18 protein-coding genes and 1 pseudogene are annotated in these 21,031 nt (G+C 68.1%); 12 read left to right on the top strand and 7 right to left on the bottom strand.

The window, feature by feature from the left end; all coding sequences use genetic code 11:
• Positions 1-37: 37 nt before the first annotated feature.
• Positions 38-1,021: a DUF4873 domain-containing protein gene (locus A5708_RS25045; RefSeq protein ID WP_231118015.1), complete on the bottom strand. Its 984-nt coding sequence runs from the start codon at positions 1,019-1,021 to the stop codon at positions 38-40.
• Between the two features lie 245 nt (positions 1,022-1,266).
• Positions 1,267-2,172, bottom strand: coding sequence for an AurF N-oxygenase family protein (locus tag A5708_RS25040; protein WP_065031191.1), 906 nt, complete (start codon positions 2,170-2,172; stop codon positions 1,267-1,269).
• Positions 2,173-2,297: 125 nt separating this feature from the next.
• Between A5708_RS25040 and cobF the strand changes: the two genes are divergently transcribed.
• From cobF to A5708_RS25025, 4 genes and pseudogenes are all read left to right on the top strand, one after another.
• On the top strand, positions 2,298-3,044 hold the full coding sequence (gene cobF, locus A5708_RS25035) for a precorrin-6A synthase (deacetylating) (RefSeq protein ID WP_065031190.1): 747 nt from the start codon (positions 2,298-2,300) through the stop codon (positions 3,042-3,044).
• Between the two features lie 4 nt (positions 3,045-3,048).
• Positions 3,049-3,291, top strand: a pseudogene (locus A5708_RS27730) (DNA-formamidopyrimidine glycosylase family protein); the annotation flags it as partial.
• A gap of 132 nt (positions 3,292-3,423) precedes the next feature.
• The gene (locus tag A5708_RS27725; protein WP_419538354.1) at positions 3,424-3,912 is read left to right on the top strand and encodes a zinc finger domain-containing protein; all 489 of its coding nucleotides are present in this window, start codon (positions 3,424-3,426) and stop codon (positions 3,910-3,912) included.
• Between the two features lie 42 nt (positions 3,913-3,954).
• A complete protein-coding gene (locus A5708_RS25025; protein WP_065031188.1) occupies positions 3,955-4,704 on the top strand; it encodes an SDR family oxidoreductase in 750 nt (249 codons plus the stop codon).
• Between the two features lies 1 nt (position 4,705).
• Here the strand turns inward: A5708_RS25025 and pgi are convergent, their stop codons facing one another.
• Complete coding sequence (gene pgi, locus A5708_RS25020; protein WP_065031187.1) at positions 4,706-6,370, bottom strand: glucose-6-phosphate isomerase; 1,665 nt, start codon at positions 6,368-6,370, stop codon at positions 4,706-4,708.
• Between the two features lie 79 nt (positions 6,371-6,449).
• Positions 6,450-6,770, bottom strand: coding sequence for a chorismate mutase (locus A5708_RS25015; protein WP_081293086.1), 321 nt, complete (start codon positions 6,768-6,770; stop codon positions 6,450-6,452).
• Positions 6,771-7,161: 391 nt separating this feature from the next.
• Here A5708_RS25015 and pcrA point away from each other — a divergent pair, with 391 nt between their 5' ends.
• On the top strand, positions 7,162-9,513 hold the full coding sequence (pcrA, locus tag A5708_RS25010; protein ID WP_065031185.1) for a DNA helicase PcrA: 2,352 nt from the start codon (positions 7,162-7,164) through the stop codon (positions 9,511-9,513).
• A 10-nt stretch (positions 9,514-9,523) separates the two neighbouring features.
• On the opposite strand, the gene A5708_RS27335 is transcribed toward pcrA, so the two are convergent.
• Complete coding sequence (locus A5708_RS27335) at positions 9,524-10,114, bottom strand: hypothetical protein (RefSeq protein WP_196772757.1); 591 nt, start codon at positions 10,112-10,114, stop codon at positions 9,524-9,526.
• Between the two features lies 1 nt (position 10,115).
• Positions 10,116-11,171, bottom strand: coding sequence for a M23 family metallopeptidase (locus A5708_RS25000; RefSeq protein ID WP_155766180.1), 1,056 nt, complete (start codon positions 11,169-11,171; stop codon positions 10,116-10,118).
• Positions 11,172-11,494: 323 nt separating this feature from the next.
• Here A5708_RS25000 and sucC point away from each other — a divergent pair, with 323 nt between their 5' ends.
• The 3 genes from sucC to A5708_RS24985 all read left to right on the top strand — a co-directional run bounded on the left by sucC (position 11,495) and on the right by A5708_RS24985 (position 15,163).
• Positions 11,495-12,658 (top strand): ADP-forming succinate--CoA ligase subunit beta, encoded by a 1,164-nt coding sequence (gene sucC, locus A5708_RS24995; RefSeq protein WP_065031184.1) that lies wholly within the window; start codon positions 11,495-11,497, stop codon positions 12,656-12,658.
• A 12-nt stretch (positions 12,659-12,670) separates the two neighbouring features.
• Positions 12,671-13,573, top strand: coding sequence for a succinate--CoA ligase subunit alpha (gene sucD / locus A5708_RS24990; RefSeq protein WP_065031183.1), 903 nt, complete (start codon positions 12,671-12,673; stop codon positions 13,571-13,573).
• Positions 13,574-13,636: 63 nt separating this feature from the next.
• The gene (locus A5708_RS24985; protein WP_065031182.1) at positions 13,637-15,163 is read left to right on the top strand and encodes an acetyl-CoA acetyltransferase; all 1,527 of its coding nucleotides are present in this window, start codon (positions 13,637-13,639) and stop codon (positions 15,161-15,163) included.
• Positions 15,164-15,166: 3 nt separating this feature from the next.
• Here A5708_RS24985 and A5708_RS24980 read toward each other — a convergent pair whose 3' ends face one another.
• Entirely contained in the window at positions 15,167-16,015 is an 849-nt protein-coding gene (locus tag A5708_RS24980) for an LLM class F420-dependent oxidoreductase (RefSeq protein WP_065031181.1), read from the bottom strand.
• A gap of 254 nt (positions 16,016-16,269) precedes the next feature.
• Here A5708_RS24980 and A5708_RS24975 point away from each other — a divergent pair, with 254 nt between their 5' ends.
• The 4 genes from A5708_RS24975 to purH all read left to right on the top strand — a co-directional run bounded on the left by A5708_RS24975 (position 16,270) and on the right by purH (position 21,006).
• The gene (locus A5708_RS24975; protein ID WP_065031180.1) at positions 16,270-17,181 is read left to right on the top strand and encodes a DUF5336 domain-containing protein; all 912 of its coding nucleotides are present in this window, start codon (positions 16,270-16,272) and stop codon (positions 17,179-17,181) included.
• Positions 17,182-17,228: 47 nt separating this feature from the next.
• Positions 17,229-18,644, top strand: coding sequence for a DUF6350 family protein (locus A5708_RS24970; RefSeq protein ID WP_081293085.1), 1,416 nt, complete (start codon positions 17,229-17,231; stop codon positions 18,642-18,644).
• Between the two features lie 134 nt (positions 18,645-18,778).
• Positions 18,779-19,426 (top strand): phosphoribosylglycinamide formyltransferase, encoded by a 648-nt coding sequence (purN, locus tag A5708_RS24965; RefSeq protein ID WP_065031178.1) that lies wholly within the window; start codon positions 18,779-18,781, stop codon positions 19,424-19,426.
• Positions 19,423-21,006, top strand: a complete 1,584-nt coding sequence (purH, locus tag A5708_RS24960) for a bifunctional phosphoribosylaminoimidazolecarboxamide formyltransferase/IMP cyclohydrolase (protein WP_065031177.1) — start codon at positions 19,423-19,425, stop codon at positions 21,004-21,006. The genes purN and purH overlap by 4 nt, the downstream gene beginning before the upstream one ends.
• Positions 21,007-21,031 lie beyond the last annotated feature (25 nt).

Here is a 21,031-nt window from a genome sequence, read left to right as displayed (position 1 = left end):
GCCGCGCGTCAGCCGGCGCGCGGAGCACACATCGGGCTCAGTGATTGCTCAGCGCGTAGGGGGGAGCGCCCACTCCGGAGACCGAGTGCGTCCCCCACGGTGTCTCTTCGACGATGCGTGCCGGCGCGCTGCGCTCCCCGACCGTCAGCGTGCCCGTCCGTGATTGCTTGAGGTCGCCGGCCAAGGGCCCCGACGAAGAACCAGACACCGTTCCCTGCCAGTGGTAGCGGCCGTCGATCGGGTCCAGATGACCGGTCAGCCGGACCCGCACCGAGTGGCGGGCGCCGGCGATTTCCAGCGTGGCGTCGCCGTCGTACGTGTCGTCACCGGTGGGTGCGCTGGCCGAGAGATCGAAGGCGGATGCCACCGAGGGCGGCCCGGCCGGCCGTAGCTGGGCGCGCTCGTTGAACACCCGCTGGCTGCTGGCGCGCACCTCGATGCGGCCACTGGCGGTGCGCCTCATGGCTTTCAGGCACTCGGCGACGTAGCGCGCCTGCGCGTCCGGATCGGGACCGGTGACGAAGAAGTAATTGGGGAACCCATGAATCGCCACCCCGCAGAACGGCTCCATGCCGTCGTGCCAGGCCTGCCGGATGGTCAGCCCGGCCGAGCCGGTGAGGGTCTGGTCGGCGACGTCCTCGGGGATGAAGTAGCCGGTGCCGAAGATGATGGCGTCGACGCGGTGGACGGCGCCGTCGGCGGTGCGCACGCCCGATGCGGTCACCGCCTCGATCGCGGACCCGGCGATGCCGACCTGCGGCCGCGAAGCCGGCGTGCGGCGGCGCAGCCAGCGTGTGGCCCGGGTGGACCACGCCGGGATGTCGGGCACGACGCGACGCGGTGCGTGGGCGAACACGGTGACCGATGCCGCCGCCTGGGTCAGCCGCTCGAGGTGGTGGGCGGCGGCGGAGTCGGTGCCTATCACCGCGACGCGCTTGCCGGACGGATCGAATCCGGGATCCCACACCGCGGCGTGAAACGCCGCTCCACCGAACTCGTCGCGTCCGGGGATGGCGGGCAGCCAGGGCCGCTGGACCGGATGGTGGGCGGCGACGACGACATCGGCCCGGATTTCATCGCCCTCCGCCGTGGTCAACAGCCAGGTATCGGAGTCGTCGTCAAAGCGCGCGTCCCGGGTGGGCCGGTCCAGCTTCACCAGGTCGGTGAAACCGGCTGCCAGCAAAGCGGTTTGGGCGCTCCAGGCGCAGGCGCCCGGCCCGACGACGACGATATGGCAGCGACGCTCGGCGTGGTCCGGCGGCTGCGTCACAGAAACCTGCTGCGCGTCCAGCCGCGGCGTGCGATCGAACCCATCAGGCCGACCTCGGTCAAAAACGCCGCCAGCGGCGCGAAGCCGGCAACCTGTATGTCGCGGCGGTGCGGACTGGTGCGCGCCAGCTTGCGGGCTCGCTTGGGGTCGAGACCCGCCCGCGCATAGGGCACGGGGTTACTGAACAGGTAGTTGAAGAAGTAGCCGCCCAGGCCGTTGATGTTGGCCATGAACCAGCGGTTGAACCGGGGCATCTCGACCACGCGCTTGCGGGCACCGTCGCGCGCGAACTGGATGTGGCGCGCCTCCTCGGTGACGTGAATCCGCATGAGCCGCTGAATGATTGGCTGCAGCTCCGGGTCGTCCATCATCTGTCGTTGCAGCGAGTCGAAGATCTCCTCACCGATCAGGGCGGCCACCCAGAGCATCGAGCCGCGCTGAAACGCCAGCGGCAGGCAGTTGATGATCATCCGGTGAAACAGTTTGGGGCGCACCGGTTTGGCGCCGATGCGTTCGATCGCCTTGCCGAACATCACCATGTGGCGGGTCTCGTCGCCCAGTTCGGTCAGCTTGTAATGGGTCGACCTGCTGGTCGGGTCCTCGTGCAGGATCGTGCGCAGCAGCGCCTGGTTGAGCATGTTCTCGAACCAGATCCCGGCCGACAGGGTGTTGACCAATTCCTGCCGGGACAGCTCGATCTGTTGCTCGCGGGTCATCTGGTCCCACATCGGCGTGCCGTAGAGCGACACCAGCCGGGGCGGTAGGTAGAACTTGTCCGGGTCCAGCGGGGCGTCCCAGTCGATGTCGACGACGGGCTCGTAGGACTTTTTGACCGAGCCCTTGAGCAATCGGTCCGAGAAGTCTTCACGACTCGGCCCACCTGGCTTCACCGGAGTGGTCATTGCTGGCGTCCCTCCATTGGGTGCTTCAGACGGTACCCATGGTACTGGGTACTTGCGGTCCCGGCTAGATGCCGGAGGTCGCGATTCGGCAATCTGACGGACAACGAGCATCAGGAGGCGGCGTAGTGGGCCGGCACATTCACGTCATCGGCATCGGGGCCGGCGACCCCAATTACGTGACCGTGCAGGCGATCGAGGCGCTCAACGACACCCAGGTGTTCTTCGCCATGGACAAGGGCGAACAGAAGAGCGACCTGGTGGCGCTGCGACGCGACATCTGCGGCCGTTTCATCCGTGAGCCGGGCTACCGCTTTGTCGAGCTGCCCGACCCTAAGCGGGCCGATGACGCCGACTACCGGGACGCGGTTGCGGATTGGCACGCCGCCCGCGCGCAGATCTGGGCCGACGCCATCTCCGCCGAGCTGGGTCCGCACGGCGTCGGCGGGTTTCTGGCCTGGGGTGACCCGTCGCTCTACGACAGCACGCTGCGCATCCTCGACGCGGTGGCCGAACGGGTCGACTTCACGTTCGACGTCATCCCGGGCATCACCGCCGTGCAGGCGTTGACCGCCCGGCACCGCATCCCGCTCAACGAGGTCGGTGAACCCGTTCTGATCACGACCGGGCGGCAGCTGCGCACCCACGGCCCGAACCCGGGGTCCGCCGTCGTGATGCTCGACGCCGACTGCTCGTTCCAGGTCTGCCCGCCCGACACGCAAATCTGGTGGGGCGCCTACCTGGGTACCGACGACGAACTGCTCATCGCGGGCACGATCGGCGAGGTGGGCCCCCGCATCGTTTCGCTGCGAGCCGAAGCCCGCGCCCGGCACGGCTGGATCATGGACACCTATTTGCTGCGACCGGCACACTGAAACCGTGCCCGAACTACCCGAGATCGAAGCGCTGGCCGACCACCTGCGGCGCCACGCCGTCGGTTTGACGGTCGGGCGGGTCGACATCGCCGCCCTGTCCGTGCTGAAGACCTTCGACCCGCCGATCAGCGCACTGCACGGCCAGGCTGTTGTCGGGGCCGAGCGGTGGGGCAAGTACCTGGGCCTGCGCACCGACAACCTGTTCCTGATCGCCCATCTGTCGCGTGCAGGCTGGTTGCGGTGGTCGGACAAGCTGGCCGCGGCGCCGCTGCGGCCCGGCAAGGGCCCGATCGCGCTGCGGGTGCACCTGGGCACGCCCGGTGAGGCGCCGGGCTTCGATCTCACCGAGGCCGGCACCCAGAAACGGCTGGCGGTGTGGCTGGTCGACGACCCGACCCAGGTCCCCGGGATCGCCGCGCTGGGCCCGGACGCGCTGGACCTGGACCTCGACGCGCTGGCCAACGTGTTGGCCGGCAACACCGGCCGGATCAAGACGGTCATCACCGACCAGAAGGTGATCGCCGGGATCGGCAACGCCTACAGCGACGAGATCCTGCACGTGGCGCGCATTTCGCCGTTCGCCACCGCCGGCAAGCTGTCCGACGCGCAGCTCGCGACGCTGCACGACTCGATGGTCTCGGTGCTCACCGACGCGGTGAGCCGGTCCGTCGGGCAAGGGGCGGCCACGCTCAAGGGTGAGAAGCGCTCCGGATTGCGGGTGCACGCCCGCACCGGGCTGCCCTGCCCGGTATGCGGGGACACCGTCCGCGAGGTGTCCTTCGCGGACAAGTCTTTCCAGTACTGCCCGACGTGTCAGACCGGCGGCAAGATTCTGGCCGACCGGCGCATGTCGCGTTTGCTGAAGTAGTCGCCCGACTCCGGAGTTGACGCCTGTCGATATGCTGCCCCGATGACTCGCCAGAAGATCCTCATCACCGGTGCCAGCTCGGGCCTGGGCGCCGGCATGGCGCGCGCCTTCGCCGCCAAGGGCCGCGACCTCGCGCTGTGCGCGCGTCGCACCGACCGGCTCGATGAGCTGAAAGCCGAGCTCTCGCAGAAGTATCCGGGCATTCGGATCGCGGTCGCCGCGCTGGACGTCAACGATCACGAGGCCGTCCCCAAGGTGTTCGCCGAACTCAGCGACGAACTGGGCGGCATCGACCGCATCGTCGTCAACGCCGGCATCGGCAAGGGCGCGAAACTGGGCTCCGGCAAGCTGTGGGCCAACAAGGCCACCATCGAAACCAACCTGGTCGCGGCGCTGGTGCAGATCGAGACCGCGCTGGAGATGTTCAACAAGAACGGTTCGGGCCACCTGGTGCTGATCTCGTCGGTGCTCGGCAACAAGGGCGTGCCCGGCGTCAAGGCGGCCTATGCGGCGAGCAAGGCCGGGGTGAGTTCACTGGGCGAATCGCTGCGCGCCGAATACGCCGGGGGCCCCGTCAAGGTTTCGGTCATCGAGCCCGGCTACATCGAGTCGGAGATGACGGCCAAGTCCAACAGCACAATGTTGATGGTGGACAACGAAACTGGCGTCAACGCGCTCGTCGCGGCGATGGAACGGGAGCCCGGCCGCGCTGCGGTGCCGTGGTGGCCGTGGGCCCCGCTGGTGCAATTGATGCGGGTGCTGCCGCCTCAGCTGACCAAGATGTTCGCCTGAGTCAGCTGGTTCGCCCGCGTTCGCTGCGATAGCGACGCACCAGGGCGTCGGTGGAGCTGTCCGACTGCGGCGCCGGTGAACCGTCCGCGGTGATCACCGGAAGTAGGGCCTTGGCCTGGGTTTTGCCCAGCTCCACGCCCCATTGGTCGAACGAGTCGATTCCCCAGATCACGCCCTCGGTGAAGACCTGATGCTCGTACAGCGCGATCAGCTGTCCCATCACCGACGGGGTGAGCCGGTTGGCCAGGATCGAGGTCGACGGCCGGTTACCGGGCATCACCTTGTGCGGCACGATGTCCGCGGGTGTGCCTTCGGCGGCGATCTCTTCGGCGGTCTTGCCGAAGGCCAGCACCTGGGTCTGGGCGAAGAAGTTGCTCATCAACAGGTCGTGCATGCTGCCGTCGCCCTCGGCCGTGGGCAGGTCGTCGGTGGGCTGGCTGAAGCCGATGAAGTCGGCGGGCACCAACCGGGTGCCCTGATGCAACAACTGGTAGAACGCGTGCTGCCCGTTGGTTCCCGGTTCGCCCCAGAAGATTTCACCGGTGTCCGTGGTGACCGGGCTGCCGTCCGCGCGGGTCGACTTGCCGTTGGACTCCATGGTCAGCTGTTGCAGGTAGGCCGCAAAGCGCGCCAGGTCGTTGGAGTACGGCAGCACGGCGCGCGATTGCGCGCCCATGAAATTGGAGTACCACAGGCCGATAAGTCCAAGCAGCACAGGCGCATTGGATTCCAGCGGCGCGGTCTTGAAATGGCGGTCGACGATGTGGAAGCCGGAAAGGAAGTCCGCGAAGGCTTCTCGGCCGATGACGGCCATCACCGACAGGCCGATCGCCGAGTCCACCGAGTAGCGGCCGCCGACCCAATCCCAGAAACCGAACATGTTGTCGGTGTTGATGCCGAAGTCGTCGACCAGACGTTTGTTGGTGGAGACGGCGACGAAGTGCTGCGACACCGCGGCGTCGCCGAGGGCATCGGTGATCCACCGGCGCGCGGCCGTCGCGTTGGTCAGGGTTTCCAGTGTCGAGAATGTCTTCGATGCGACGTTGAAAAGTGTTGTGGCCGGGTCTAAATCGGCCAGGGTGGCGATCAGATCGGCCGGGTCGACGTTGGAGACGAACCGCGCCGAGATCCCGGCGTCCGCGTAGTGGCGCAGCGCCTGATAAACCATCACCGGTCCGAGGTCCGATCCACCGATGCCGATGTTGACCACTGTGCTGATTCGTTTGCCGCTGGCCCCGGTCCATTCACCGCTGCGCAACCGATCGGTGAATTCGCCCATGGCGTCCAGCACCTCGTGCACCTCTTGGACAACGTTCTCGCCGTCGACGACCAGCTCGGCGTCCCGGGGCAGCCGCAGCGCGGTGTGCAGCACCGCGCGATCCTCCGAGGTGTTGATGTGCACGCCGGCGAACATCTGGTCGCGGCGCTCTTCGAGGTTGGCCGTGCGCGCCAGATCGACCAAGAGCCGCAGCGTTTCTCGCGTGATGCGGTGCTTGCTGTAATCGATGTAGAGGTCGCCGACGGAGACGGTCAGCTCGCGACCGCGATCGGGATCGTCGTCGAAGAACTGCCGCAGGTGGGTTTCGCCAATTTGTTCGTGATGCCTGCGCAGGGCGTCCCACGCCGGAGTGGCGGTGATGTCGGGGAGGGTGTGCACGGAGGTCATCCTTCGACCCTATGGGCTGTGACCTGACGGAGCCAGGTGTAGCGGGGAGCTCTGACGCCCGACGACTGAACCGTCGAGGTCAGTGGCCGAGCCGGCCCCTGCCCAACCGCAGCAGCAGTATCGCCAGGTCCTTGCCTTCGGGGCCGAGCTCGCTGTAGCGCTCGATGACCTTCATTTCGCGGCTGTGGACAAGCCGCGTCCCACCCGAGGCCATCCGGGCCCTGCCGATCGCCTGTGACACCTCGGTGCGCCGCTGCACCGACGCGAGAATCGCGGCGTCGAGCCGGTCGATCTCCTGGCGCAACTCGTCTATGTCGGTGACCTCTTGGGTCGCCACCGTGTCGATGTCCATGCCTGCTGACTCCGCGTCGTCGTCGTGATGTGGGGTTTCTGGTCTCATGCAGTTTCGGGCCTCACAAAAGACGAGCCCCGCGTGCCGAAAGCGGACCAAGGGGCTCTGCGGAAGCAGTTAGGCCACGGGCACCGCAAACCGGTACCCGTAGGGAAATCGGCGGCGCCACTCCTGAGTCGAGGAGCATCGCCGGCACTGCACGTTGAGCACGAATCGAGTGTGCCACTAAAAACGGCGAACGCGCAAAAAATGATGTTTAAGCTGCGCGTTTTTGACTCGGGTGCAATTGCCCCGGCGGGCGAAATAAGGGTCGCAAATTGCATTCCGACACGCCGAATTCCCGGTAGTCCGAGTGACGCCGTCCCGGCCGTCCGGGCCACTAGCCTGGTCTGATGCCGGGGCGCTGTGCGTCAGTGGGCGGCGGTAAGTTTGGACTGACATGAGTGTGCACGCAACAGATGCCAAGCCGGCCTCCGAAGCAGATCAACTGCTCGAGGGCCTCAATCCGCAACAGCGCCAAGCGGTGGTGCATGAGGGTTCCCCACTGCTGATCGTCGCGGGTGCGGGTTCGGGGAAGACCGCGGTGTTGACCCGCCGCATCGCCTACCTGATCGCGGAACGCGGGGTCGGGGTGGGCCAGGTGCTGGCCATCACCTTCACCAACAAGGCCGCCGCCGAGATGCGCGAACGGGTGGTGCGACTGGTGGGCAACCGGGCCCGCGCGATGTGGGTCTCCACCTTCCACTCGACCTGCGTGCGCATCCTGCGCAACCAGGCTTCCCTGATCGAGGGCCTCAACTCCAACTTCTCCATCTACGACGCCGACGACTCACGGCGCCTGTTGCAGATGATCGGGCGCGACATGGGCCTCGACATCAAGCGCTACTCGCCCCGGCTGCTGGCCAACGCCATCTCCAACCTGAAGAACGAGCTGATCGACCCCGCGCAGGCGGTGGGCAACCTGACCGACGATTCCGACGAGCTGTCGCGCACGGTGGCCAGTGTCTACGGCGAGTACCAGCGGCGGCTGCGGGCGGCCAACGCGCTGGACTTCGACGACCTGATCGGGGAAACCGTGGCGGTGCTGCGGGCCTTCCCGCAGATCGCCCAGCACTACCGGCGGCGGTTCCGGCACGTCCTCGTCGACGAGTACCAGGACACCAACCACGCGCAGTACGTGCTGGTGCGCGAACTGGCCGGCCGCGGCGGTCCAGCGAGGTCCGGCGGTGACGAGGTATCCGACGAGGTGCCGCCCGCGGAACTGTGCGTCGTCGGCGACGCCGATCAGTCGATCTATGCGTTCCGCGGCGCCACGATCCGCAACATCGAGGACTTCGAGCGCGACTACCCCGACGCGACTACCATTCTGCTGGAACAGAATTACCGCTCGACGCAAAACATCCTGTCTGCGGCCAACTCAGTGATCGCCCGCAACTCCGGGCGCCGCGACAAGCGGCTGTGGACCGCCGAGGGTGCCGGTGAGCTGATCGTCGGTTACGTCGCCGACAACGAGCACGACGAGGCCCGTTTCGTCGCCGAGGAGATCGACGCGCTCGCCGAAAAGGGCGAGATCACCTACAACGACGTCGCCGTCTTCTACCGCACCAACAACTCCTCGCGGTCCTTTGAAGAGGTGTTCATCCGCGCCGGAATACCTTACAAAGTCGTTGGGGGAGTGCGCTTTTACGAGCGCAAGGAGATCCGCGACATCGTCGCCTATCTGCGGGTGCTGGACAACCCCGGGGACGCGGTCAGCATGCGGCGCATCCTCAACACCCCGCGCCGGGGCATCGGCGATCGTGCCGAGGCGTGCGTGGCGGTGTACGCCGAGAACACCGGCGCCAGTTTCGCCGACGCGCTCGTGGCCGCGGCCGAAGGCAAAGTGCCGATGCTGAATTCGCGTGCGGAGAAGGCGATCGCCGGTTTCGTCGAGTTGCTGGACGAGCTGCGCGGCCGCCTGGACGACGATCTCGGAGATCTGGTCGAGTCGGTGCTCGAACGCACCGGATATCGCCGGGAGCTCGAATCCTCCACCGATCCCCAGGAACTCGCGCGCCTGGACAACCTCAACGAACTCGTCAGCGTGGCGCACGAATTCAGCACCGACCGGGCCAACGCCGCGGCGCTGGGCGAGTCGCTGCAGACCCCCGAAGACGAAGACGTGCCGGACACCGGCGTGCTGGCGGAGTTCTTGGAGCGGGTCTCGTTGGTCTCCGACAGCGACGAGATCCCCGAGGACGGCGCCGGCATGGTCACCCTGATGACCCTGCACACCGCCAAGGGCCTGGAGTTTCCGGTGGTGTTCGTGACCGGCTGGGAGGACGGAATGTTCCCCCACATGCGGTCGCTGGATGATCCGGTCGAACTCTCCGAGGAGCGGCGGCTTGCCTACGTCGGGATCACCCGGGCGCGGCAACGGCTCTACGTGAGCAGGGCCATCGTCCGGTCGTCCTGGGGACAGCCGATGCTCAACCCGGAATCGCGCTTCCTGCAAGAGATTCCGCAGGAGCTCATCGAATGGCGGCGCACGGCGCCGGCCCCGTCATTCAGCGCGCCGGTGAGCGGCGCCGGACGGTTCGGCACGCCGCGGGCGGCCCCGACCCGCTCGGGAATGAGCAAGCGGCCGCTACTGGTGCTCGCGGCCGGCGACCGGGTGACGCACGACAAGTACGGGCTGGGCCGGGTCGAGGAGGTCTCCGGCGTCGGCGAATCGGCGATGTCGCTGATCGACTTCGGCAGCTCCGGGCGGGTGAAGCTGATGCACAACCACGCCCCGATCAGCAAGCTCTAGCCGGCGAACGTCAGGCGTCCAGCCAGCGTTTGGTCTGCGGCAGCAGCACCAGCACGACCGTGGCGATCGGCAATATCGGCAGCAGGTGGACGATCCACGCGACGCGGGCGCCGGCGATGAACACGCCGATATAAGTGAGGACGGCGACCAGCGCACCGGCCATCAGAAGGTAGCGGCTGATCGATCGGCGCTGCAGCAACAGGATCACGCCCGACACCGTGGTGCCCGCGAACACCAGGGCCAGAAAGGCGACCGCGATGCAGAACAGGCGGTCGGTTCGCCACCAGCCGGCGATCAGATCCGTGGCCACCACCGAGGTGGCCCAGCCGCTGATGATGCTCACCGCGCACGCGGCGATGGCCGTCCGATCGGTGGGCTCAAGGGCCGGCACCCCGGCATAGCCGGTGCGACCCGCACGGGAACCGGCTTGGTAGGGCGCCGATTGCTGGGCGAAGTGGGTGGTAGGGCTGTCCGGCGTGGTCGGGATGGGCCCGGTGGGCGCGCGCCGGATGATCCGCGTCCGTGACTCGGAGGGCGAATCGTGCTTGGGCGTGGGCTCGGGCGGACGTGGACCGGAAGTTTCGTCGTTCGGCGCGGTCACCTCAGCCAGCGTAGTTGCCGACCATAAGACCACGCTTAGCGAGCCACGGCACCGGGTCGATCCGTTCGCTGCCGCCCTGCAGCACCTCGAAATGCAGGTGCGGGCCGGTGGAATTACCCCGGTTGCCCATGGTGGCGATCTGGTCGCCGGCCATCACGCGCTCACCGACGCTGACCAGCGTGGTGTTGATGTGGCCGTAGAGCGTGACCGTGCCGTCGGCATGACGCAGCTTGACCAGCATGCCGTAGCCGCTGGCCGGGCCGGAGTCGATGACGACGCCGTCGGACACCGCGTAGATCGGTGTCCCGATCGAGTTGGCCAGGTCGATGCCGGCGTGCAGCACGCCCCAGCGGTAACCGAAGTTGGAGGTGAAGATGCCCTTGGTCGGCATCACGTAGAGCGGCTGTGACAACCGCGCCTCGCGCTGCGCGCGATCGTTGGCGAAGGCGACGCCTTTGGCCAGCTCCTGGTTGTGCAGCGCGGCGGTGGCCGCCGGGGCCGCGGCGATCACCTGGGGGCCGCGGACGGTGCTGCTGCCGCCGGCCCCGCCGTTGAGCGCGGACGCGTTGGCGGTCAGCACGGCGTCAGTCTTGGGGGTGTCGGCGTGGCTGGTTGCCGTGTGGGCGGCCGCGGCGGCAGCGCCGGCGGCCATCGCCGAGATCAGCAGACGGCCCCGGGCCGCGCTGGTCGGTTGCTTGCGATGCTGTCCGCCGCGGCGCGCGACGCCGACGACATCGGCGGTGTGCGAGCGCTCGGGACGCCGCTCGGTGCGCGGCTCGACGATCACCCGCGGCAGCACCTCGGTGACGGGCGCGGCCAGCCATACCGGGTGGACGTCGTCGGCCTCGTTCCGGTCGTCGAGCTCGGGCGCCAGCAGCACCTGAGCTTCGTTGTCGAACGGTGAGTCGCTGCTGAAGTCCAAGTCGCCGAGATCACCGGCGTCGTCGCTGAACTCGAAGTCGTCGAAGTCGAACCCGTCGAGCGGAAGGATCTCGGTGACTTCGGTGCGATGCGGTGCGTCGGCCCATCGGGCGCCTGCGGCGCGACCTACCCGCACGACGCCGTCAGTTACGGCAGAAGGCCGGGCAAAAAGGTGCTGGGACAACCTGAAATGTCCTCGTATCGTGACCATAACGTTATCTGGACCCTAGGAAGGTATCCGCTAACGCGCGGGGCTGGCAACCTCGTTGGAAAATCCGGGCCGAATTGTGATTTGGATCACGCGGGCGGTCAACCCCTAGCCGGTGAGCTGTGCCACATCGGCGGACGCGGCGGTAAGAGCTGTTCGAGGGGTGGATACAGTTCGTCCGTGCGAGTTGCCGAGTGCGGCACCGCCCACCAAGAGGCCTAGTAGTTGAGTCGAGCGAAGACAGAGAGTCCATGGACCTTTTCGAGTATCAAGCAAAAGATTTGTTCGCCAAGCACAACGTACCGACTACGCCGGGACGCGTGACCGACACCGCCGAGGGCGCTCGCGAGATCGCCACCGAGATCGGTCGTCCGGTGATGGTCAAAGCGCAGGTGAAGGTCGGCGGCCGGGGCAAGGCGGGTGGCGTCAAGTACGCGGCGACCCCCGACGACGCCTACGAGCACGCCAAGAACATCCTCGGTCTCGACATCAAGGGACACGTCGTGAAGAAGCTGCTGGTCGCCGAGGCCAGTGACATCGCCGAGGAGTACTACATCTCCTTCCTGCTCGACCGCGCCAACCGCACCTACCTGGCCATGTGCTCGGTCGAGGGCGGCATGGAGATCGAAGAGGTGGCCGCCACCAAGCCCGACCGGCTGGCCAAGGTTCCGGTGGACGCCGTCAAGGGTGTCGACCTGGCGACCGCGCGTTCCATCGCCGAGCAGGGCCACCTGCCCGCCGAGGTGCTCGACGCCGCCGCGATCACGATCAACAAGCTGTGGGAGGTCTTCGTCGCCGAGGACGCCACCCTGGTTGAGGTCAACCCGTTAGTGCGCGACCCACAGGACCAGATCCTGGCGCTGGACGGCAAGGTCACGCTGGACGCCAACGCCGACTTCCGTCAGCCCGGCCACGCCGAGTTCGAGGACCGCGACGCCACCGACCCGCTGGAGCTCAAGGCCAAGGAGCACGACCTCAACTACGTCAAGCTGGACGGCGCGGTCGGCATCATCGGCAACGGCGCGGGCCTGGTGATGTCGACGCTCGACGTCGTCGCTTACGCCGGCGAGAAGCATGGCGGGGTCAAGCCGGCCAACTTCCTGGACATCGGTGGTGGCGCGTCGGCCGAGGTGATGGCCGCGGGCCTCGACGTCATCCTGAACGACAAGCAGGTCAAGAGCGTGTTCGTGAACGTGTTCGGGGGAATCACCTCGTGCGACGCCGTCGCCAACGGCATCGTGACCGCGCTGAACATGCTCGGCGACGAGGCCAACAAGCCGCTCGTGGTGCGGCTCGACGGCAACAACGTCGACGAAGGTCGGCGCATCCTGGCCCAAGCCAACCACCCGCTGGTGATCCAGGCCGAGACCATGGACGCCGGCGCCGACAAAGCCGCCGAGCTGGCGAACAAGTAAGGGACACAAGAGATGTCGATCTTCCTGAACAAAGACTCCAAGGTAATCGTCCAGGGCATCACCGGTGGTGAGGGCACCAAGCACACCGCGCTCATGCTGAAGGCCGGCACGCAGGTGGTGGGTGGCGTGAACGCCCGCAAGGCCGGCACCACCGTGTCGCACGTCGACCCCGTCGGCAAGGACGTCGAGCTGCCCGTGTTCGGCACCGTCGCGGAGGCGATGAAGGAGACCGGTGCCAACGTGTCGGTCGTCTTCGTGCCGCCGAAGTTCGCCAAGGACGCGATCATCGAGGCCATCGACGCCGAGATCCCGCTGCTGGTCGTCATCACCGAGGGAATTCCGGTGCAGGACAGCGCCTATGCGTGGGCCTACAACGTCGACAAGGGGCAGAAGACGCGCATCATCGGGCCGAACTGCCCGGGCATCATCACCCCGGGCGAAGCGCTGGCCGGCATCACCCCGGCGAACATCAGCGGACCGGGCCCGGTCGGCCTGGTCTCCAAGTCGGGCACCCTGACCTACCAGATGATGTACGAGCTGCGCGATTTCGGCTTCTCCACCTCGATCGGCATCGGCGGCGACCCGGTGATCGGCACCACCCACATCGACGCCATCGAGGCCTTCGAGAAGGACCCCGACACCAAGGTCATCGTGATGATCGGTGAGATTGGCGGTGACGCCGAGGAGCGTGCGGCCGACTACATCAAGGCCAACGTGTCCAAGCCGGTCGTCGGCTACGTCGCGGGATTCACCGCGCCGGAGGGCAAGACGATGGGCCACGCCGGCGCCATCGTGTCCGGATCGTCGGGCACCGCGGCCGCCAAGAAGGAAGCTTTGGAGGCGGCCGGGGTCAAGGTCGGCAAGACGCCGTCGGAGACCGCGGAGCTTGCCCGGGAGATCCTGAAGAGCCTGTAGGGCCGACTCCGCGCAGGGGCCCCGGATTTGGCCGGGGCCCGGCCCTCGGTAGATAGTGGGTCTATGAATCTCGACCCGAACACCCCCGTCATCGTCGGGGTGGGGCAGTTCACCGAGCGCATCGAGGACTCCGGCTACCGCGGGATGTCGTCGGTGGAACTGGCGACGGCAGCGGCGCAGGCCGCACTGCATGACACCGGGGCCGCCGCCACCGCCGTTGCCGCGGCCATCGACACCGTCGCCGCGATCCGGCAGTTCGAGCTCTCCGGGCGCACACCGGCGCCGATGGGCAAGTCCAACAACTATCCGCGCTCGGTGGCCAAGCGCATCGGGGCCGCACCGGGCCGCGCGATTCTCGAGCCGATCGGCGGCCAGGGGCCCCAGCATCTGGTCACCGAGTTCGCCGGCGTCATCGCCTCGGGCGACGCCGAGGTCGTGATGATCGTCGGCTCCGAAAACACTTCCAGCATCCGGTATTTCGCCGACCGGGATAAGCCGGACCACTCCGACACGGTCGAGGGCTCCCTCGAGGACCGCGGCTACGGCTACGACGGCCTGTTCGACGACTACACCGTCGCGCACGGACTCATTGGAGCGCCGGCCCAGTACGGGCTGCTGGAGAACGCGCGCCGCGCCCGGCTCGGCTTGAGCGTGGCCGACTACCGGCGCCAGATGGGCGAGCTGTTCGCCCCGTTCACCAAGGTGGCGGCGAAGAACCCGTTCGCGTCGTCCCCGGTGGAGCGCAGCGTCGACGAGCTCATCACCGTCACCGCGTCCAACCGGATGATCTGCGATCCGTACCCGAGGCTGCTGGTGGCGCGCGACCAGGTCAACCAGGGGGCGGCCGCGCTGCTGATGTCGGTGGGCGCCGCCCGCCGGCTCGGCGTGCCCGAGGAACGCTGGGTGTTCCTGCACGGCCACGCCGACATGGTGGACCAGCCGCTGCTGGACCGCCTCGACCTGACGCGCAACTCGGCCTCGGTGCTCGCGGTCCGGGAGGCTCTCGCCGGCGCCGGCGTGGCCATCGACGACATCTCGACCCTCGACCTCTACAGCTGCTTTCCGGTGCCGGTGTTCAACTTCTGCGACGGGATGGGACTGGCCACCGACGATCCTCGCGGGCTGACGCTCACCGGCGGCCTGCCGTACTTCGGCGGACCCGGCAACAACTACTCACTGCACGGCATCGCCGAGACGGTCAGCGAAATGCGGGACCTCCCAGGCCAATTCGGCCTGGTCGCCGCCAACGGCGGGATCATGAGCAAGTATTCCGTCGGGGTGTACTCGACCACGCCGGTGAACTGGACGCCCGACAACAGCGCCGCGCTGCGCGCCGAGGTCGCCGCCCGCCCCAAGGTGCCGGTGACTATCAAGGCCGACGGTCCGGCCACCATCGAGACCTACACCGTGCGCTACGACTGGCCGGTGCACACCGGCCTCATCGTCGGCCGGCTCGACGACGACGGCAGCCGCTTCCTGGCCCTGAGCGAGGACCCCGATCTGGTCGGCCTGCTCAGCGGCGGCGAGCCGCTCGGGGCCTCGATCGTGGTCAGGCCGACCGAGAAGGACAACCGGGCCACGCTGGCCTGAGCGTCAGACCAGGGCGGCGAGTTTGCCGGCCAGCCGCTCGACGTAGGCGGCGACCTCGTCCTCCGATTTGTCGGGGAGCCCGAACAGCACCTCGGTCACGCCGAGATCGGCCCACTTGGCGAGCTTCTCGGGCACCGGCTTGAAGTCCAGCGCCACGATCTGCGGGGCGCCGTCGCGCCCCGCGGCCGCCCAGGTGTCCTGCAACAGCTTCACCGGCTCGTCGATGTCGAAGTCGCGCGGGGTGGTGATCCACCCGTCAGCGCTGCGGGCGATCCACTTGAAGTTCTTCTCGGTGCCCGCCGCGCCCACCAGCACCGGGATGTGCGACTGCACCGGCTTGGGCCAGGCCCAGCTGGGACCGAACTTCACGAACTCGCCGTCGTACTGGGCTTCCTCTTCGGTCCACAGCGCGCGCATGGCCTCGAGGTATTCGCGCAGCATGGTGCGGCGCCGGCCCGGCGGCACGTTGTGGTCGGCGAGTTCGTCGGTGTTCCAGCCGAACCCGACGCCCAGGCTGACCCGTCCGCCGGACAGGTGGTCAAGGGTGGCAATACTTTTCGCCAGGGTGATCGGGTCGTGCTCGACGGGCAGGGCCACCGCGGTGGACAGCCGCACCCGCGAAGTGACCGCGCACGCGGCACCCAAACTTACCCATGGGTCTAGTGTCCGCATGTAGCGATCGTCGGGCAGCGATTCGTCGCCCGTCGTGGGGTGAGCCGCCTCGCGCTTCACCGGAATGTGAGTGTGTTCTGGCACGTAGAAGGTCTGAAAGCCGTGGTCGTCGGCGAGCTTCGCGGCCTTCGCCGGGGAGATGCCACGATCGCTGGTAAAAAGCACAAGCCCGTAATCCATGCAGAGAATTAGAACGTGTTCTACCTCTGCTGAGCAAGCCGTTGTGACACGGACCGTCTCGCGAAGGGCTCGCGCCGCCGTCCGTGTGGGCCGCGCCGTCCAAGCCGGTGGCAGCGGCACGGGTTGCCGCACGTGCGCTAGCGTGGGTGATCGACCGCGTCGCTAACTCAGCGAGGCGCCTGGAAGCACAGCGTTGCACTGCAACCGTGGCGACCGCTAGGCAGTTCAAGGCACTGGAAGCAACAGGAGGAGCCATGACCTACTCTCCCGGAAGCCCGGGCTATCCACCGGCGCAACCCGGCGGCAGCTATGCGGGCGCCACACCGTCCTTCGCCAAGGACGACGACGGAACGAGCAAGCTGCCGTTCTTCCTGAACATCGCGGTGGTCGTGCTGGGTCTGGCGGCGTACCTACTGAACTTCGGACCCACCTTCACCATCGGCGCCGACCTCGGCCCGGGCATCGGTGGGCGCGCCGGCGACGCCGGCACCGCGGTGGTGGTTGCCGTGCTGGCCGCGCTGCTCGCCGGGCTCGGCCTGCTGCCGAAGACCAAGAACTACCCGGGAATCGTCGCGGTGATCGCGGTCCTCGGTGCGCTGCTGGCCATCACCGAGACGATCAACCTGCCCGCCGGGTTCGCGATCGGCTGGGCGATGTGGCCGCTGGTGGCGGCCGTCGTGCTGCAGGCGATCGCCGCGGTCGTCGTGGTCCTGCTGGAGTCCGGGGTGATCACCGCGCCGGCGCCCCGGCCCAAGTACGACCCCTACGCGCAGTACAACCAGTACGGGCAATACGGCCAGTACGGCCAGCAGCCGTATTACGGACAGCAGCCCGGCGGCCAGCAGCACGGGGGTCAGCAGCAGTCGCCGCAGGGATACGGGTCGCAGTACGGCGGCTATTCGCCGAGCGCGGCGCCCACCCAGAGCGGCGTTCCGACCGGCGGTTTCGGTGCTCAGCCGTCGCCGCAGTCGGGTCCCCAGCCGTCCGCGCAGCAGCACGGCCCGTCCACGCCGCCCACCGGTTTCCCCAGCTTCAGCCCGCCGCCGAACGTCGGCGGATCGGATGCCGGTTCGGCGACGACGAACTTCTCCGAGCAGGGTGGGGGCCAGCAGTTCGGCCAGGAGCAGCAGTCGGGGTCGTCACCGTCTGGGCCAGCGCCCGCCTGACCGTGCGCTGTCGCGCCTAGTCGGGGACGTGCCCCAGAGTGACACGGGTGGAGGACAACCGGGCAGCGGGCGCTCGCCAGGCGCGTGACCTAGTCAGGGTCGCGTTCGCGCCGGCAGTGGTGGCGTTGGTCATCATCGCCGCGGTCACGCTGATCCAGTTGTTGATCGCCAACAGCGACATGACCGGCGCGCTGGGCGCCATCGCCAGCATGTGGCTGGGCGTGCACCAGGTCCCGGTCTCGATCGGTGGCCGCGAACTCGGTGTGATGCCGCTGCTGCCGGTCCTCCTGATGATCTGGGCGACCGCGCGCAGCACGGCGCGCGCCACCACGCCCCACTCGTCGTGGCTGGTCGTCCGCTGGGTCGTCGCGTCGGCGCTGGGCGGCCCGCTGCTGATGGCGGCGATCGCCCTGGCGGTCATCCACGACGCGTCCTCGGTGATCACCGAGCTGCAAACACCCAGCGCGTTGCGCGCGTTCCTCAGCGTGCTCGTGGTGCATGCCGCCGGCGCCGGGATCGGCGTGTGGTCCCGGGTGGGGCCGCGCGCGTTGGCGGCCGCGTCGCTGCCGTTCTGGCTCGGCGACTCCGTGCGCGCCGCATCCGCCGGTCTGCTGGCGCTGCTCGGGCTGTCCGGTCTGGTAGCCGCCGGGTCGCTGGTCGTGCACTGGTCGACCATGCAGGAGCTCTACGGCATCACCGATTCGATCTTCGGCGAGTTCAGCCTCACCCTGCTGTCAATGCTCTACGCGCCCAACGTGATTGTGGGCACCGCGGCGATGGCCGTCGGCTCCAGCGCGCATATCGGGTTCGCGACCTTCAGTTCATTCACCGTGTTCGGCGGCGACATCCCGGCCCTGCCGGTGCTGGCCGCGGTCCCCAGGCCACCGTTGGGGCCGGTCTGGGTGGCGCTGCTGATCATCGGCGCGTCGTCCGGCGTGGCCGTCGGCCAGCAGTGCGCCCGGCGTGCGCTGCCACCGCTCGCGGCCGCAGCCAAGCTGCTGGTCGCCGCGGTCGGCGGGACGCTGGTGATGTCGTTGCTCGCTTACGCCGGCAGCGGCCAGCTGGGCAACTTCGGCCACGTCGGCGTGGACCAGGGCGCGTTGCTCGTCGGCGTGTTCTTCTGGTTCGTGGTCGTCGGCGGGATCACCGTGGTGATGAGCGGCGGGATCATGCGTCGTCCCCGACGGATCAAGCCCAGGCCCGCGCCGGTCGCGGCTGTCGAGGAACCCGCGGACTTCGCCGGCGTTTTCGACGACGATCGGCTGCCCGAGGACGCGGAGCGGATAGACGGGATTCCGGCGGATTCGGCCGATGCGCATCCGGACGATGTGGGCGACGTGCCTGCGGACGATGTGGTCGCCGCTGGCGGCGGCCCCACCGAACCCGACGCGCCGGCCGGTGCCGACGCGCCGCTCCCGACCGAACCGGAGCCGCGCGCGACCGAGCGAGATTCCGGGGATTAGGCCTTTCGCTCGCCTCGTAGCGACAACCGCGGCGGGGTGCGGTCCGCCACCAGGTGATTGTCGCTCGAGGCGGGCAATTCCCCTGCGGCCAGCCTGATCGTCGGGGCGATGACGTCGCCAGTAGGCTCGCCGATGTGGTCGAACCGCTCCATGTGCCCCCGAACGCACCGGCGCGGGTAGTGGTGCTGGCGTCGGGCACCGGGTCGCTGCTGAATTCACTGCTGACGTCCGCCGTCGCGGACTACCCGGCCCGGGTGGTCGCCGTCGGCGCCGACCGCGACTGCCTGGCCACCGAGATCGCCGCGGCCGCGTCCGTGCCCGCCTTCACCGTCCGGCTCGGCGATCACCCGGACCGCGACGCCTGGGACGCAGCCATCACCGAGGCCACCGCCGCGCACTCACCCGACCTGGTGGTCTCCGCTGGCTTCATGAAAATCCTTGGACCACAGTTTCTTTCGCGGTTCTACGGCCGCGTCATCAACACCCATCCCGCGCTGCTGCCGGCGTTTCCGGGCGCGCACGGAGTGGCCGACGCGTTGGCCTACGGCGTGAAGGTCACAGGCTGTACGGTGCACCTGGTAGACGCAGGGACGGACACCGGGCCGATTCTGGCGCAGGAATCCGTTCCGGTGCTCGACGGCGACACCGAAGAGACTCTGCATGAACGCATCAAGGTCACCGAACGCAAGCTCCTGGTGGACGTGGTGGCCGCGATCGCAACCGGCGGCCTGACCCTGGTCGGGAGAACAGCGACGATCGGACGAAAGGCGACGAACCGATGAGCACCGACGACTGGCGCGAAGACGCCAAACGGCCGATCCGGCGCGCATTGATCAGCGTGTACGACAAGACCGGGCTGGTCGACCTCGCCCAGGGTCTGGCGGGCGCGGGCGTCGAGATCGTCTCGACCGGATCGACCGCGAAGGTCATTGCCGACAAAGGCATTCCGGTGACCCGGGTCGAGGAGCTGACCGGTTTTCCCGAAGTCCTCGACGGCCGCGTCAAGACGCTGCACCCGCGCGTGCACGCGGGACTGCTGGCGGACCTTCGCAAGCCCGAGCACGCCGCCGCACTCGAGGAGCTCGGGATTGCGGGGTTCGAGCTCGTCGTCGTCAACCTGTATCCCTTCACCGAGACCGTCGACTCCGGGGCGAGCATCGACGAATGCGTCGAACAGATCGACATCGGCGGCCCGTCGATGGTGCGGGCCGCGGCGAAAAACCACCCCAGCGTTGCGGTGATCACCGACCCGCAGGGTTACGACGGAGTGCTCGCCGCGGTGCGTGAAGGCGGCTTTACCCTCGCTGAGCGCAGAAAGCTGGCCGCGCTGGCGTTTCAGCACACCGCCGAGTACGACATCGCGGTCGCGAGCTGGATGGAGTCGACGCTGGCTCCCGAACACCCGCCGACGACCTTCCCGAAGTGGCTGGGCCGCAGCTGGCGTCGCTCGGCGATGCTGCGCTACGGCGAGAACCCGCACCAGCAGGCGGCGCTGTACAGCGACCCGGGCGCCTGGCCGGGGTTGGCGCAGGCCGAGCAGCTGCACGGAAAAGAGATGTCCTACAACAACTTCACCGATGCGGACGCGGCCTGGCGGGCCGCCTTCGATCACGAGCAGACCTGCGTGGCAATCATCAAGCACGCCAACCCATGTGGGATCGCCATCTCGTCGGCATCGGTCGCGGACGCACACCGCAAGGCGCACGAGTGCGATCCGCTGAGCGCCTTCGGCGGGGTCATCGCGGCCAACACCGAAGTTAGCCTGGAGATGGCCGAGTACGTCAGCACCATCTTCACCGAGGTCATCGTCGCGCCCGCTTATGAGCCGGCCGCCCTGGAGGTGCTGACCCGCAAGAAGAACATCCGGGTGCTGGTGGGTTCGGAGCCGCTGAGCGGTGGCACCGAGCTGCGGCCGATCAGCGGCGGCCTGTTGGTGCAGCAGCGCGACGAGCTCGACGCGCACGGGGACAACCCGGCGAACTGGACGCTGGCCACCGGCTCACCCGCCGATCCGGCGACGCTGGCCGACCTGGTGTTCGCCTGGCGCGTCTGTCGCGCCGTGAAATCCAACGCGATCGTGATCGCCGGCGGCGGCGCCACCATCGGCGTCGGCATGGGTCAGGTGAACCGGGTCGACGCCGCGCGGCTGGCCGTCGAACGCGGTGGCGACCGGGTGCGCGGCGCGGTCGCGGCCTCGGACGCGTTCTTCCCGTTCCCCGACGGACTCGAGACGCTGACCGGCGCGGGAGTGAAGGCGATCGTGCACCCCGGTGGATCGGTGCGCGACGACGAGGTGACCGCGGCGGCCGCCAACGCCGGCATTTCGCTCTATCTCACCGGGGCGCGTCACTTCGCGCACTAGCCACGGTGTGCGCGGGCGACGCGGG

The organism is Mycobacterium colombiense (assembly GCF_001672755.1).
Lineage (GTDB): Bacteria > Actinomycetota > Actinomycetes > Mycobacteriales > Mycobacteriaceae > Mycobacterium > Mycobacterium colombiense_C.
This window is presented reverse-complemented; position numbering and strand designations above follow the sequence as displayed.